This is a genomic window from Clostridium puniceum (genome assembly GCF_002006345.1).
GTDB classification, from domain to species: domain Bacteria; phylum Bacillota; class Clostridia; order Clostridiales; family Clostridiaceae; genus Clostridium; species Clostridium puniceum.
Genome location: NZ_LZZM01000185.1, coordinates 1 through 15,156, shown reverse-complemented (window position 1 = coordinate 15,156; position 15,156 = coordinate 1). Strand labels below are relative to the sequence as shown.

At 27.3% G+C, this 15,156-nt stretch carries 15 protein-coding genes; 3 read left to right on the top strand and 12 right to left on the bottom strand.

The features are described 5' to 3' along the window. Window positions 1-36: 36 nt before the first annotated feature. The gene (locus tag CLPUN_RS16260) at window positions 37-2,499 is read right to left on the bottom strand and encodes a GxGYxYP domain-containing protein (RefSeq protein ID WP_077848298.1); all 2,463 of its coding nucleotides are present in this window, start codon (window positions 2,497-2,499) and stop codon (window positions 37-39) included. 338 nt (window positions 2,500-2,837) lie between these two features. Between CLPUN_RS16260 and CLPUN_RS16255 the strand changes: the two genes are divergently transcribed. The 3 genes from CLPUN_RS16255 (at window position 2,838) to CLPUN_RS16245 (ending at window position 4,648) form a co-directional block, all read left to right on the top strand. Beyond that, on the top strand, window positions 2,838-3,554 hold the full coding sequence (locus CLPUN_RS16255; RefSeq protein ID WP_423237306.1) for an AraC family transcriptional regulator: 717 nt from the start codon (window positions 2,838-2,840) through the stop codon (window positions 3,552-3,554). A gap of 115 nt (window positions 3,555-3,669) precedes the next feature. Continuing rightward, window positions 3,670-3,909 (top strand): YitT family protein, encoded by a 240-nt coding sequence (locus CLPUN_RS16250; RefSeq protein WP_158078786.1) that lies wholly within the window; start codon window positions 3,670-3,672, stop codon window positions 3,907-3,909. A 76-nt stretch (window positions 3,910-3,985) separates the two neighbouring features. Beyond that, on the top strand, window positions 3,986-4,648 hold the full coding sequence (locus tag CLPUN_RS16245; protein WP_077848295.1) for a B3/B4 domain-containing protein: 663 nt from the start codon (window positions 3,986-3,988) through the stop codon (window positions 4,646-4,648). Window positions 4,649-5,021: 373 nt separating this feature from the next. Here the strand turns inward: CLPUN_RS16245 and CLPUN_RS16240 are convergent, their stop codons facing one another. The 11 genes from CLPUN_RS16240 to CLPUN_RS16200 form a co-directional block, all read right to left on the bottom strand. Then, window positions 5,022-5,684 (bottom strand): hypothetical protein, encoded by a 663-nt coding sequence (locus CLPUN_RS16240; RefSeq protein ID WP_077848294.1) that lies wholly within the window; start codon window positions 5,682-5,684, stop codon window positions 5,022-5,024. A 698-nt stretch (window positions 5,685-6,382) separates the two neighbouring features. Then, a complete protein-coding gene (locus CLPUN_RS16235) occupies window positions 6,383-6,562 on the bottom strand; it encodes an aspartyl-phosphate phosphatase Spo0E family protein (protein ID WP_242954163.1) in 180 nt (59 codons plus the stop codon). Between the two features lie 287 nt (window positions 6,563-6,849). After that, window positions 6,850-7,047: an acid shock protein gene (locus CLPUN_RS27175; protein ID WP_143329073.1), complete on the bottom strand. Its 198-nt coding sequence runs from the start codon at window positions 7,045-7,047 to the stop codon at window positions 6,850-6,852. A 56-nt stretch (window positions 7,048-7,103) separates the two neighbouring features. After that, window positions 7,104-8,405 carry a helix-turn-helix domain-containing protein gene (locus CLPUN_RS16230; protein ID WP_077848292.1) on the bottom strand — a complete coding sequence of 434 codons (1,302 nt, stop codon included), beginning with the start codon at window positions 8,403-8,405 and terminating at the stop codon, window positions 7,104-7,106. A gap of 397 nt (window positions 8,406-8,802) precedes the next feature. Then, on the bottom strand, window positions 8,803-9,015 hold the full coding sequence (locus CLPUN_RS16225) for a hypothetical protein (protein ID WP_077848291.1): 213 nt from the start codon (window positions 9,013-9,015) through the stop codon (window positions 8,803-8,805). Window positions 9,016-9,428: 413 nt separating this feature from the next. Beyond that, window positions 9,429-9,614: a hypothetical protein gene (locus CLPUN_RS16220; protein WP_077848290.1), complete on the bottom strand. Its 186-nt coding sequence runs from the start codon at window positions 9,612-9,614 to the stop codon at window positions 9,429-9,431. Between the two features lie 24 nt (window positions 9,615-9,638). Continuing rightward, window positions 9,639-9,818, bottom strand: coding sequence for an aspartyl-phosphate phosphatase Spo0E family protein (locus CLPUN_RS16215; protein ID WP_242954162.1), 180 nt, complete (start codon window positions 9,816-9,818; stop codon window positions 9,639-9,641). Between the two features lie 289 nt (window positions 9,819-10,107). Beyond that, entirely contained in the window at window positions 10,108-10,266 is a 159-nt protein-coding gene (locus CLPUN_RS28160) for a hypothetical protein (RefSeq protein ID WP_198944356.1), read from the bottom strand. A 93-nt stretch (window positions 10,267-10,359) separates the two neighbouring features. After that, on the bottom strand, window positions 10,360-11,760 hold the full coding sequence (locus tag CLPUN_RS16210) for a helix-turn-helix transcriptional regulator (protein WP_242954161.1): 1,401 nt from the start codon (window positions 11,758-11,760) through the stop codon (window positions 10,360-10,362). A gap of 916 nt (window positions 11,761-12,676) precedes the next feature. Next, window positions 12,677-13,774 (bottom strand): helix-turn-helix domain-containing protein, encoded by a 1,098-nt coding sequence (locus CLPUN_RS16205; protein WP_242954160.1) that lies wholly within the window; start codon window positions 13,772-13,774, stop codon window positions 12,677-12,679. A 770-nt stretch (window positions 13,775-14,544) separates the two neighbouring features. Then, window positions 14,545-14,988, bottom strand: coding sequence for a transposase zinc-binding domain-containing protein (locus tag CLPUN_RS16200; RefSeq protein ID WP_077848288.1), 444 nt, complete (start codon window positions 14,986-14,988; stop codon window positions 14,545-14,547). Window positions 14,989-15,156 lie beyond the last annotated feature (168 nt).

The window sequence follows — 15,156 nt, the reverse complement described above, 5'->3', positions numbered from 1 at the left end:
CATTACAAATTAAGATAACATTTTTAACTTACGACACTATTCTTTAATGTTTTCCTTTATTAATTGCATAAAAATTTCAGGGGTGACTATCCTTACACTTTTGTTTTCTTTTAGCATGTTTATAACCTTCTCAACATTACTTGCCTCTTTTGACCAAGCATGAACATAAACAAAAGTGTACGCTTCAGGATTTTTGACATCTATTTGTCCTAAAGTAACCCTGTCATTTATTTTCTTCACTAACTCATCTTCATTTTCAATTGAATTCCAAAGTAAATCCCTGCAAGATACTATAGGCTTATTATTAGACCATAAAATTTTTCCTTTATAATTATCATGTCTATGATAATCAAGATAAAATAATCCTTGAATATTTGGCTTGTTAGTAAAATTATTCCAAAGATCAATATCATAAAATGCAGAATCATCTATTATTGCTACGTAATTTTCATTTACTTTTTGCATATAATCATTTAACGAGTTAATATATAACCTTAATTTATTACGAGGAAATTTACTTGGATATATATATCCATTTCCAGAAGGAGCTACAATAAAGTTATTTCCTTGATTACCATTACTTATGTTTTTATAATATAAATTAAAAACAGTAGGACTTAAATAATATAATACTGGAGCTATAGACCAGCCTAAAGCAATTTTGTTTCTACTAGGATAACCAAACCATTTAGGAGATCCATAGTTAGTTCCAAGATTCCACTGTTGATTATCTCCATCTGACATTATGAAAGTAACATAGTGAACATTATCCTCTTTAGGAATTGTTAATGAAGGTTTTTTGATAAGACAAGGCTGTGGAAAAGCGCTTAAAGTAGTTAAATTATAGGACCAATCTGCTGCAACCATGCTCACTCCATATTTTGACGCTGTACTTACATTAATAAATTCATCTGGTCCCCATCCTAAACAAGTAGGATTCCCCTCCATGGAAGAAAATATTTTATCTCTAAGAACTGTTTTATCTATGCTTTCTTCATAAAATATTAAAGATTTAGTCATTATAGCATAATCTCTTAAGGAATCAATTCTATCAGGAGAAAGCTGTATTACTATGGAATGATTTAAGCCTTTATTCCATAAATTATTATAGGCCCAGTTTTCGTCTGTATTTCTACAATCTCCTTTAAATTTTATACCCAATTCTTTTATTCTAGGCTCTATTGCCTCATCAATGACCAAAGCTTTATTTAATCCTGCTAAAGAACAAGCATTGTTTATTGAGGAATCTTTTGGTATCTTGCTGCTATAAAGCACATATCCTTCTATATAATCTTTATATATATTTACTAATCCCCAAGGATCCGATATTATTTCATAAGACACTTTATAATTATTTTTTAAATCTTCCAGCCATATTTTATAATCTAGCTGAGAAGAATTAATCGTATATATTTGAAAAGAACAATGATTATTAACTAGCCCCTGAAGGCTAGTTATCATTGTTCTTTCATTAGGTCTCATGGAATCTAAAGAGACAACATGTAAAAATTTAGGAATTACGCTATTCTTTATATAGTTAGAGTTTATGTTTAATAGTTGTGCAGTATTAGAATTGTCTGCTTTCTCAATACTAGAATACTTACTTTTCCATTCACTCCATTTTACATTAAATGAATCTCCATTAGTTTTACAATAATCATAGAATTTATTTAAAAAGCCTATTCTTTCATTATTATAAAAAGATTTTAATGTAACATCCTCGAAATTTGCTAATGCTAATTGTCTTTTAATTATAGCATCAGCACTAACATCCTTATAATTATTAATCATATCATACATTATCATGAAAGTAGATGTTCTTCCAATTCCTTCTTTGCAATGAAAGTGCAACCAAGAATCTTTGGGTTTATTTTTTATAAATCCCATAAAATAATCAACCATGTCATCAGTTGGTATTCCTCCATCTCTAACGGTTATTCTTTCATAAGATAATTTTTTTGATTTAGTAAGTTCTGCTTCATTTTGAACTGTTTTAACAACCATAGTTTCTTTAGGATTATTAAAAAAACTTATGGGCTCATTTAATTTAATATTTTTTAGATCATTGTTTTCTTTTGATATAACTTGTTCTCTAGTAAGACCGACATTTGCATTATTTTTTGAATCTGCCCAACTAACTGCAAATCCATTTATGAATCCATGACATTCTTGCCTTAAATCTATTACTGTTATAGGTAATGAAGTATCAATAGCTTTTGTTAAAAGCTGAATATTATTTCCTGAAAATTGCTGACTTCCAGAAATATTTAATTTATCCAAGCCATTAAGCATCAGATCTTTATTGTCTTTTATAACTGTTAAATCTGTAGTTTTTCGGAAATGTTTTGGTAGAGTATCATTATATTTAAATGCATCCAGAATTAAATTTACACCATTATCATTAGGCATTTTAGCCATTACATTTACATTCATTATATATGAAAAAACAATGGTTATTAATATCACCAAACCCATAACCCTTTTTAAATTTTTATTCATTATTATTTCCTCCTCTACATATATAATAATTCTACAATTCATAAAATAGTATTCGACAATAAAATCATTTTTATTCATAATAAATACAATTTAGACTCCTATAAGTTACAAATATTTTCTGTATCTATTGTACCTATGATATCAGTTTTAAATTATCTCCAAATCCATCATTAAATCTTTTGACCTTTAATTCTAAAATGCCTGATATTCTAAAGCCTGTTAGTATTTTCTCCATTATTTAATAACTCTCATTATAATAAAATGTCAAATATTAAGGTTATGATATAATTAAATTACGACTTTAATTTTAAATTGTAGTATGAACATGGAAAGAAGGAGTGCTTTTGAATAATATAAAATGTGAGCGTAGAATATATAATTTTAAAACTAATACCCATGCTCATGAATATGGGCAATTAATTTTGCCACTTCATGGTGTACTTTCTATAGAAACTGATTATAAGAAATTGAAATTAAACGATGATTCAGTGTTCTTTCTCCCTCCAGATTGTAAGCATACTTTTAATAGTTACAACAATAATGAATTCTTAGTTTTAGATATACCTAATAGCATGCTAAACAAATATGACATGGAAAAAATGTGTGGTGGAAGGAACTTTTTATTTGATGATAAATGGAAAGCGATAAGATATTTATTATTAAACGAAAATAATATTAATCAAAATTCTAGTTCTATAAATAATTTATTTCTTTACTTTTATAATTTTATTATTACTGAAAATTTGCCTAATTCCATTAAATATATAAATGAACATTTTACAGAAGATATTGATTTAAAGAAATTAGCAGGTATAGAACATTATAACGTTAGTTATTATAGTGAATGGTTTAAACATAATATGAACATCTCACCTACTGAATATATACAAAATTTAAGAGTAAAGAGAGCAAAAGAACTTCTTTTAAATACAAACTTAACAATTTTACAAATTTCTCAGATGATAGGTTATGAACATAATTCCTCCTTTACCAAAGTATTTAAAAACTCAGAAAAAATATCACCTGCAGAATTTAGAAAAAGAATCAAAAAATAGACTAAAAACTAACTATATTTCAGCAAAGACTTATTTAATTAAAAAGATATAATAATATATAAATAACATTTTAATATGTTATAAAACTCACTATCAAAACATTATGGTGACTATTATGATTTTTACTAAAGTAGATGGAATCGAGAATTTGATTTTGGATAAATTAAATAAAGGCGCGACTTTTGGGCAAGGAAGTGGTGCTTATACTAGTGAAAACATAAAAGTTTTGTTAACAGTAGCTTCAAAATATGAAGCTAATTTTATTAAAAAAAATATAAAGACGATAGATGCGAATGCATTCATAATAATTAATGAAGGTGTTTCTGTCATAGGTAATTTTGAAAAGAGATTGTAATTTAAATGGAATACTAAGTTCGCATTACAATAAAATATTATTATTTTAAAAAAATAAAAAGGAGTTTTATTATATTATGATAGATATATCAATTTGCGAAGAATTAAAGAAAGTTTGTCCTCAAATGACGCTTGGATGTATACAAGCACATGTAACTGTTGAAAATAGCAGTGATAGTTTATTAAAAGAAATTAACAATTATTGCGACCTATTAAAGAAAGAAATACATATTGAAGCCTTGTCAACCTTGCCTAGAATTAAAGCTGGAAGAGAAGTATATAAAAAATTAGGTAAAGCACCTAGTAAATATCGTTTGTCTTCTGAAGCATTAATCAGGAGAATATTACAAGGAAAAGATATTTATAAAATAAACAATATTGTAGATATCAATAATTTAATATCATTACAATCAAAGTTTCCTGTAGGTTCATATGATATTAAAAATCTACATTCACCTATTTTATTAATGATAGGTAAAGAAGGCGAACAATATAAAGGGATTGGCAAAGAACTAATAAATATAGATAATCTTCCTGTATTAACTGATTCCATTAGTAGCTTTGGAAGTCCTACTAGTGATTCAGAAAGAGCTATGATAACATACAATGTAAATGAAATTTTAATATGCGTTTATTCTTTTAGTGGCAAGACCGATATTGAAACTTTTCTAAAATATGGTATAAAGCTTTTAGAAAAGCATGCTGCTGGAAGCGATATTGAAGCTCAAATAATTGAGTAATATAATATATAACACTATGCTTGATACTAGCATAGTTAGAAATAAAATGTATATAAGACATATATTGGCGTTTACTAAGTATAAAAATATTACTAATAACCAAAACTATCCCGAGTCCTTTTGGTCTACAATCATAGAAGGAGTAGTTTAGTAACTACTCCTTCTATGATTGATTAAGATTTCTAAATATCATTTCTTAATAAACACTATAATGAATCCGATAACTATAATTATAGTCATGACTCCATATATAATCATTAACTTGTCATAAATATTAGACGGGATTCTATCCCTAAAATAATTAGTAACATACATAAGTGTTATTACTACAAGTAATAGCATATTAGAAATTATTATTTTTTTATCTTTCATATTAATTATAATTTATTGAGAAATTTACATTTCCAGTAGTATCATAATATACACCATTAAGACCATTATGGTTAGCAGCTCTCCACAAGTAATCATCACCTAAGACTGCTACTCCAGCTCCAACAGTTAAAACAACAGCTTCAGGTATACCAACACCAATTAATCCTAGCACTCCTGCAATAGTAACAGTTGCTGTAGCACCATCTTGTAGATATGTAGCTGCATCAGCACATTCGGTAGGAGTGAAGTAAAAATCATACCCATACCATCTTTTAGTGTCTATTGAATCTGCATTTATGATATTGCTAGTTTTATTAATCTTTACATCATAGTTACCATTATCTGCTTTAAAAATATATGCTTTGTTACTTTTTATCATTTGATTCATTTCATTATAAATATTACTCAATCTTTCAATTTCCTGATTTGTAAGACCTGCTTTAGAAGCTTTGTCTTTGTCAAATAATACCTTTGACTCATCAACAGTAACACATTGTTCAACTTTTTCTGTTAATGTCTTAAAATTAGTAACTGTTATAGCTTGTACTTTAGCTTTACTGTTTTTTACTGTTTCAGCATTTGTCGTCACAAAATTTCCTCCTAATAACGTAGCTGTGCAAACTAGTAGTGTGCATGCCATATTTTTCAAAAGATTTTCGTTCATACAAACAGCTCCTTTTTATGTATTATTTGCAAATTATAACCATATCTATCTATAACATATTACCTCTAAGTTCAATATATGTCAAGCACCATACTAGTATCTTAGTATATATTTTATTAAGATTAATTAAATGCTAATCTTTAACTATATCTTTTAATACTTCTGTGGCATTTCTCCCCTATTTGCAATCTTATGGTGATAAGTACACAATTATATAAACATCTAATCTTAAGTCTTAAGCTTCGATTATAGGCTCTATGTGATATACTTTAATAGAGTTATTATGTATAAGTCCATATGTATAATATAAGTTTCTAATATATAACTCACATAAACTTTTATCCCTATCAAATACTATCTTACTTTTCTTCTTCCATGCCGTGTATTCCTAAACTTATTAGAAATGGTGTCACTGTTATGCTTAACATTAACACCCTTACATATAAAATTATGTCTGCCACATTAATTTAACCGTATTAAGAAAATGTAGGTATTTTGAATATAAGAAAAGCTACAACCATTTATTTAACTAAGTTGTAGCTTTTATATTGTACTCTCAGAGGGGATGGTTCTATATATTATTATATATACTATTAAATGCTGAAACGTAGTAAAATTTAATTTTCAATTGAAGTATCTTCCTTAAATATTTCTATTAATTCCCTAATTACCACCCAATCCACGTCTTTCTATAAATACTATTCTTTGTTTATATTGAGTTGTTCTTTGTATGCAATAACAATCACTTCATCTAATTTTTGACTGGCAATTACTACCTCCTTAGAACTTCGTCCATATATTTCAATAGCCTTGTACAAATCTGCCCTAGCTTTTTCCATAGCTTGATTAAGCTCAGAAATGGCTTCATTATTTTTCAACTTTAATTCCTCCATTTCCCTAATAGCAGTATAAAATAACTGTAAGTTACTATGAATTTCTTTCTTCTAAGCGCAAACTGGTGTTCTTATTAAAACAATAACGAGTTTCAAGTTTCAACTTTCTCTATTAATATTATGTACTTATTTATTTTAAATGCTTACTTCCTAAATAAATTATATTGCCATCTCTAATATTTGTAAAATGAAAAAAAGGTGAGTGTACTTGATTAAATTCGCTCACCTTTTTATTATATTTGGGGTTACATTTTTAATTATATTTATAGTTATCAATGTGGATCAGTAGAATTTAAATTATACATACTATTTTGCTTCATACTAGACTCTGTGCTGTTTTCGCCCGTATTCATATGTGTAGTTTTTGTTGAAGCAAATGCAACATTAGATAGTAGCATTGATGTTGCTATTACCGCTAATATAATTTTTTTCATAAATTCACCTCCTTCATATAGTGAGTTTATCGACATTGTTTCACTCACCATTGTAACATAATAATGGAAATTGCGATTAAAAAAAAAATTTTTTAAATATTTTTAATTCGTTTTGACTTTTCAATAGATTTTTCTAAAAAATAGTTGCATTTTTCTTCATTTCGACCTTTATAATAATGTGCAATTTGGGGATAAATCAAATCGTGGTCTATATTTAACGCTTCTACTTTATCTGCCATTATCATTATATTTTCATCATCTTTTCTTTTTGAGTAAACAAGTACTAATTCATAAAGTATTTTTTCAATTAATTTTAAATTTTCTCTATCTTTTTGTTCACATATCTCTAATGCACATAAAAGATAATCTTCAAAATCTTCATTTAGATTTTGATAAATTTTCGCTGCAAAATAGTAGATCTCGTTAAGATATTCATTTCTTGGAGTATATAATAATGCATATTCTATATATTTTGCTGATTCTTTGTACTTTTTTTCATTAAAATACAACTCAGATAAATTTTTATAAGTTAATGCTATGAAATCTTTGTTATCAGCTTCAATTGATAAATTTAATATTTCAAAATATTCTTTTTGAGCTTCTTCAAATTTTATATACTGATCCATTAGACAATTTGCATATACCATTTTCGCCTTTATTAATAAATTTTGGTTTTTTGCTGGTTTTTCTATTAAAATCTTAAAATATTTTAAAGCATTATCATACTTACACATTTTTTTATATGTCAGCCCTTTGTGGTAAAGTATCATTTCAGAAAGATCAGAATTGTATGTATTATTATTTAATCGCTCTGCATAATCTAGATCTTTTAAAGCTTCATTATAATGAAAAGTTTTTATACTATTTCTAGATTTATATATATAAAAATTCACTTCTTCTTTAACATTGTTCGAATTAATGCATATTTTTAATCCATTGTTACACATTTCATTACTCTTAGTATATTGATATTTATTATAATAAATATCAGCTATAATTTTATACAACTCTATCTTTCTACTATCTTCAATGTTATACTTTTGAATTAGCTCTTCGGCTTCTCTCAACTTTTGGTCAAATAAATCTATCGTTTCTACTTCTTTTAATTTTTTTAAAATCTTTACAAAAATATAATTTGCTTGTTCATTTTCATCTTTCACTAAAAAATCTGCTGTAATAGATTTAATATCTAATCCCCTTTTTTTTATAATTTCATTAAATCTATTTGCAAATCCAATAGCTAATTTGAAACTAAGATTTTGATTGTTATTTTCAATTTTACTTAAATTAGTTCTTGAGCATATCCCCTGTGTAATCTCATCTTGTGTTATATGGTACATCTCTCTAAGTCTCTTTAATCTTTCACCTTGGGAAATTATTTCATTGTCAAACATTGTTATTAGCCCCGCCCCTCTATTTTAAATCTGCAATGTCATAATTCCAATCAACCATTGCAGAGTTTATTTTATTATAAAAATAAACTCTCTAACTCTATATTACTAAAAATAGACTAAAAACTAAATGCACTTTCATGCTATTTTTTAAACGTTTTAAGTTGTTATTTATATAATAAGTAATTTATTAATAGTTAAATGGGTTTAATCTACATGTTTTATAACAGTATTTATAATTGGTTGAAACTACACTAACTTGAAATGATACTGTCACACCTTGACCAACTCAGAATGCTGCTCCGCCTGTTGCCGCTGTTGCCGTGGTTGTACCATTATTGTAAAAGTCCCCTCTTGCTCTAATTTCATCGTTTGACCCCAAGAATTGTAATATTTTCATTTATTTTTTAGATGTACAATTCTCTTTTATCAACATTACAGCAAAAATTGCAGTTAATATGACACCTATAGCTGAAACAAAATCGGTTAATACACTTAATTCAGTCCCTACAAAAAATATTCCGTTTATTACATCATGTGGAATTGGATGGCTTAGTAATACAAGTATAATGCTTCCAAAAATACAGTAAATTAATCTGACACTCTTGTTCATTTTTTCCCTCCAACATATTTAAATTAAGGTTATTATACCATAAATAGTTATTTTTTGTATTTAGAAATATGAGCCTAAAGAAATTTTTAGCTCATTGCATTTATTCTGCATTTCAATTCATATGCTTTTATTATCATTTATCCCTTGCGCGCTACAGTCAATTATAATCCCTAATCTATAGAAACCGCCAGTAGTAAATAAATTAACAAATTCACTTAAAGTCAATATATTTGAACTAATTTCGGAGACTAAGCACCGTGTATTTTTTATAACCTTTGTAAAACTAAGTTTTACCTCGTATTTATACTATTGTATTTAACGCTTTTTTGTATTTTATATTATAATATTAATGCACTTAACATCACAAACAATGCGGCAATATCCATAGGTGACTTTATGTTACTGTCGGTTTTTTATTTACTCTTTTTATTAACAATTAAATTCGAATCTATTACCGTTGCAGTTTGGTAAACACACACATAGTTCTCGTGCTGCTCATATACTTTGTATCCAGCACTTTTTAATAATTTAATTTCTTTTTTAAATTTTTCCATTGAAGTATCTTCCCTAAATATTTCGATTGATTCCTTAATTATCACCTAATCCACGCCTTTCTATAAATATTATTTATTGTTTGTATTAAGTTGCTCTTTGTATGCATTAACAATCAATTCATCTAATTTTTGACTGGCAATTACCACCTCATTAGAACTCCTCCCATATATTTCAATGGCCTTGTACAAATCTGCCCTCGCTTTTTCCATAGCTTGGTTAAGCTGAGAAATGGCTTCATTATTTTTCAACTTTAATTCCTCCATTTCTCTAATAGCAGTGTAAAATAACTGTAAGTTACTATAGATTTCTTTCAAACACAACCTGGTGTTCTTATTAATACAACAACGAGTTTCAGCCTTCTCTATTAATATTATCTACTTATTTATTTTTAATGCTTACCACGAAATAAATTATATAGCCATTTCCCTTATTTTACAAATTCAAAAAAGTTGACCAAATTTTTATTGAATTTGGTCAACTTCTTTAATTTTTGTTATTACATTTTTCAATACTTCTTTTCAATTTCTATTTATTACTTTACCATCCGCCTGGATTATTAATTTGTAACTGAAATTGGCTTGCACTAGACAGCGATTTGTTTTTGCTAGTATCATTATTTGTGGTTTTTGATGCTGCAAATGCAGCATTTGTTAATAGCATTGATGTTGCTATTACTGCTATTAAGATTTTTTTCATAAAATACACCTTCCTTTTATGTTTACTTTTTTTACATTTATTATCATCAACATTGTAACATTATATTGAAACTTGCGATTAAAAAAACTTTTTTTAGATTTTTTTAATCTTTTTCATTTTTTCAATTGATTTATCATTATAATATATACTTTTTTCTTCATTCCGATATCTATAGTACTTTACAAGTTCCGCATAAATTAAACAAAAGTCTATATTTAACTCTTCTACTTTTTTTGTCATTAGCATTATATTCTTTTCGTCTTCTCTTTTAATATAAACTAAAACTAGCTCATAAATTATTTTTTCAATTATATCTGCATTCTCTGCATTATTTTTTTCCCATGTTTTTAGTGCTCTTAAAAGATATGTTTCAACATCTTTATTCATATTTTTAAATACTTTTGACGCAAAATACAGATTTTCAGCTAGATACCAGTTACCATTGTTATAATCTAGTGACTTCTCTATAGCTATTACTGCATCTTTATATTTTTTTTGTTTCAAATATACTTCGGATAAATTCCTGTAAGTCATAGCCAGCAGGTCTTTATCATTAAATTTCATTGCAGGCTCTAATATTTCAATGTATTCATTTCTAGCTTCTTCAAGTTTATCTTGTTCAGTTAAGCAATTTGCATGCAACATTTTCACATCAAGTAACTGCTTCTCTTTCAATTCAAATTTATCTATTAATATTGTTAAGTATTTTAGAACTTTATCGTATATATTCATATAAGTATATATAAGTGCTTTATTAAAAAATACTCGTTGAAGAATCTCATTTTTATTTATATCATTATTTAGCTTTAATGCATAATCTAGTTGCTCTAATGCGACAATATAATTCTTTCTAGCCATATTATTGCGAGACTTACTTATATATAAGCTTGCTTCTTCTAAAGTATTTGTTGTGTTAAGACATATTTTTAATCCATACCTACACATTTCATCACTTTGGGTATACTTTTCTTTTAAATAATAAATATTAGCCGCAAGCTTATACATATCAACTTTCATGCTATCTTCAATATTATATTTTCTTATCAGGCTTTCTCCCTCACTCAACTTTTCTTCAAGTTCATTAATTTCTTTAATCTTTTTTAATCCATCTATTATATTCTTCTTAAATAAATAATTTGCCTGAATATCTTCATTTTCAATTAATTTATCAGCTGTAATTTCTAAAATATCTATTTTTTTTATTTTTACAATTTTATTCAAATTTTTAGCAAGTCCAAGTGCTAATTTATAATTCAATTTTTTCTTATGATTTTCAATTTGACTAATTAAATATTTTGTACAAACTCTCTCAGCAATTTCTTCTTGAGTTGCTCCTATAAGATTTCTAATACTTTTTAATTTTTCATTTGGTGATAAAATTTCATTATCAAAAATTGTTATTTCCCCTCTCTCTTTTATATTTTTATCATTTGAAAATAAATATTCTATCTTTAATCTTACTAAAAATTGACTAGAAACGAAATGTGCTTTCATGCTACTTTTAGATGTTTTACACTGCCATTTATAATAAAATCAAACCTATCATAACAATCAAATTATAATAGCATTTATTTACATAATATATCTTAATTAACAATTAAATTATAACTCATGCATTAGAAAAGTAAATATTTATTTTTATATAAAGTAGGCAGTATTTACATTGCAAGTTTATAATGTAAAATATATTCATTTCCATTTAAAATTATTACATAAATGTTTTAGTTTTGTAGGAATGGTTATAAGTTAATATAATTTAGTATTAACTTCTAGTAATAAAGGAGATTATGTTACAAATTAAAAGTGACCCTCGTACATTAAGATAGTTATTAATAGATTTAGTTGAGAACTTTGAATTTGAATTAAGTTTTTAAGTAAAATTACAAGCGTTGATATAAATTCATTAGATAAACTTTATAATAGGCAGACTGATTTGTTAGACCATTCAAAACATCTAAATAATGGATATAACTCAGTTGCCTAAATATCATTATTCCCTACGCCGTCCTGCTAATACTTTTAATAGTGAGGCACTATTTTTTTTGAGCTAAATTAATAAAGGTCGGTGGTTTTAATTTATCGTCTAACCCTTCAATTTTTCTTCTTGCGCTCCCTTGCTTTGTATTCCTTATGAGTTAAATTTTTACTTATTATTGTAACACTTTTTGATAATATTACCAGAACCTCCCGCCTCATTTCTTAAAATTTCAGATAATTTTTCACATAAAAAACACATTATTCACTTAGAATAATGTGTCTTATTGGTTGTTATACAATTAAAGAAAATTGTATAATAAATTATATTCCAAATATCTGCACAAATTAGAATTTGTCATACTTCGAATTATGCTCATATACTATAGCAGGAAACGCATTTCATTAAATGTAAAAAAATAATAATTTTTAATTGCTATAATTTTCTTGCTTTGATTACAAATGTTACAGGAAGCATTTTTGCTTTTTTAGCAAAGTCACTATCTTTATATAATTGAATAATCTCATCGTCAGATTCTTCAATCATTTCGTCAATGACAAATCCTGCTTTTGTTAATGCATTTATATAAGTTGATAGTTTGCGATCCGATAAAGATATTGCACCTCCTTCAAGAGATACAGAATACCAAGATTCATCAAAATAACTTTTTTTAAAAGAAAGCAAATCATTTTCGATAGCAACGCATTTATGTATTGGGTGAGACCAACTGAAAATAAATACACCTTCTTTTTTTATGTAAGAAGCAATCCTGCAAAAAGTACCTTCAAGATCAGTAGTCCAACCCACACCGTAAATAGAATAAACATAGTCAAAATAATCTACAGGTATTCCACAGTCTTCTTCCATTGGTGAACAGATTAATTTTGCAGAAAAACCATACAATGATAAATATTTTCTAGCTTTTTCTATTTGCTTTTCAGAAATATCTATCCCCCATAGTTCAGAAGCTTTGTGATCTCCATGATATTTTAGAGAATGTCCAGTTCCGCAGCCTATTTCTAACAACTTTTTCCCTGATACATCCCCAAAAAGATGACATTTTTCCTCCGAAACAAATGCGCCATATTTAGGAAGTGCAGTTGTACCTATAACCTCGTTTCCCTTAGTGTCCCAAAAAGAACTATTAGTTTTATGAATGTTGTTCTTGTCCATATCAACCGAAATTGCATAACCAACTTCGCCAGCACCTATAATGTTAGTTCTGTGATTAGGATTCTTTTTCATACCGTTTCCCTCCATTAATATCAGTTTAAAGGTCAGGCGTGGAAATGTTTTTAGAGCCACCCCCTCATCTCGAGCCAAAGATGGCGCTATTCCGTGAAATCGACTGAATGCTCTTGAAAAAGCTGCTTGAGATTCATATCCATAGCGTATAGCAACATCAATTATTTTTTCGCCCTTTTTAATATCTATTGCAGCCATAGCTAATCGCCTGCGACGAATATATTCGGACAATGGAATTTGAGCTAAGAAAGAAAAAATTCGGCGAAATTCCCACTCCGAGCAGTTCATGATCTTTGCCGCTACATAATAATCAATACCACAAGATAGATTATTTTCAATATAATCAAGTGCTTGGTTCATGCACTTCTGCCAATCCATAACCTCACCTCCTCGTTACAAATATATCAAGAATTCAGGGAACAATCATTGCATTAGGTGTATTTTAATGCAATGAAGATTATATAAATAATCTGTACTCGAAATTACTATTTATCTGCATGTTATACAAATAATTTTTACTTAACTCTAATTTACTATTATATATAAATTGTAACATATTCTATAAATCATGTATTCTTAAAATTTCATTTAGGGAAAACATCATGTCTAGAATGGGTACTCCTAATGTCAACCTTTCTCAATAAAAAATCCCCTAGCGGGGACTATGAGTTTTGTGAATTTTAAAACTGAGAAGGTTCATCTTCATCAATCCAATATGAGCCTTCTTCTCTTTTCGTTTCTCCTGAATAATAAAAATCCGCATTACAATTAGGGCACTCCATTACTGGCATTCCTTCCTTTTACATTCTTGTTCTGAACTGTATTCTCCATCGCAATATTCATCCATATCAGCAAACTCATCTACGATGTCCGCGGGAGCCAATTCACTATAATTACATTTATATCAATAATATTTGTAAAACTTTTCTATGTACTTTATCTCTTTTTGGTTCATATAATATATCCTTTCTGTTACTCGTTTCCCTTATATCATATATCACCCCATAATCCTTATGCCATATTTTCCATAAAAATTTTTCAGTTCCACATTTATTGCATCATAATGGATTTCTTTCAAAACTCTCTATTATTCTTTGTTTCCATGATTTCTTAACTTCATTTTGTTTATTCTTTTCTTTTAATAATTCTCTCTTAGAATAAAAATAATTTCTTAGTTCCTTCGCTAGTGTAAATACACTGTGTCGATGTACAACTCTTATCATGTTTTGTCTTTGTTTTTCAGCCCATTTCATTGTATATAATCTACCACATCTATTACAAAATTTACTTTTACATGTAAATGGAACTTTTGTGCTCTCTCCACATGTTTCACACTTATATTCTGCAAATCCATACTTAATATCACTACACTTTAAAGCCTTACTTACTGCTTCATCAATATGCTTTCGCATATATTTCAGTACCTTATTCCAATATTTATTTTTGAAATCATTATAGTTATCATTTAATATGTCTTTTACTGTTATTTTCTCTTTCATCATAATATCTATATTTTATTAGTTATCCACAGATTGTCCAACAATATAATTTCCTCGTATTTGAAAATACTAAATCCATAGACGAATATTTAAGTCTATATGGTGAAAGTCTAACTAGTGAAAATTTAATATTTGAATAGAGATATTGATGTTAATTTCCTGGGAGTATAT

Excerpts from the sequence above, each read along its gene's own strand:
- CLPUN_RS16260 (WP_077848298.1), bottom strand. The coding sequence starts at position 2,499 with ATGAATAAAAATTTAAAAAGGGTTATGGGTTTGGTGATATTAATAACC.
- CLPUN_RS16210 (WP_242954161.1), bottom strand. The coding sequence starts at position 11,760 with ATGAAAGCACATTTCGTTTCTAGTCAATTTTTAGTAAGATTAAAGATA.
- CLPUN_RS16200 (WP_077848288.1), bottom strand. The coding sequence starts at position 14,988 with ATGATGAAAGAGAAAATAACAGTAAAAGACATATTAAATGATAACTAT.
- CLPUN_RS16245 (WP_077848295.1), top strand. The coding sequence starts at position 3,986 with ATGATAGATATATCAATTTGCGAAGAATTAAAGAAAGTTTGTCCTCAA.
- CLPUN_RS16205 (WP_242954160.1), bottom strand. The coding sequence starts at position 13,774 with ATGAACTGCTCGGAGTGGGAATTTCGCCGAATTTTTTCTTTCTTAGCT.
- CLPUN_RS16230 (WP_077848292.1), bottom strand. The coding sequence starts at position 8,405 with ATGTTTGACAATGAAATAATTTCCCAAGGTGAAAGATTAAAGAGACTT.
- CLPUN_RS16225 (WP_077848291.1), bottom strand. The coding sequence starts at position 9,015 with ATGAACAAGAGTGTCAGATTAATTTACTGTATTTTTGGAAGCATTATA.
- CLPUN_RS27175 (WP_143329073.1), bottom strand. The coding sequence starts at position 7,047 with ATGTCGATAAACTCACTATATGAAGGAGGTGAATTTATGAAAAAAATT.
- CLPUN_RS16250 (WP_158078786.1), top strand. The coding sequence starts at position 3,670 with ATGATTTTTACTAAAGTAGATGGAATCGAGAATTTGATTTTGGATAAA.
- CLPUN_RS28160 (WP_198944356.1), bottom strand. The coding sequence starts at position 10,266 with ATGAAAAAAATCTTAATAGCAGTAATAGCAACATCAATGCTATTAACA.
- CLPUN_RS16240 (WP_077848294.1), bottom strand. The coding sequence starts at position 5,684 with ATGAACGAAAATCTTTTGAAAAATATGGCATGCACACTACTAGTTTGC.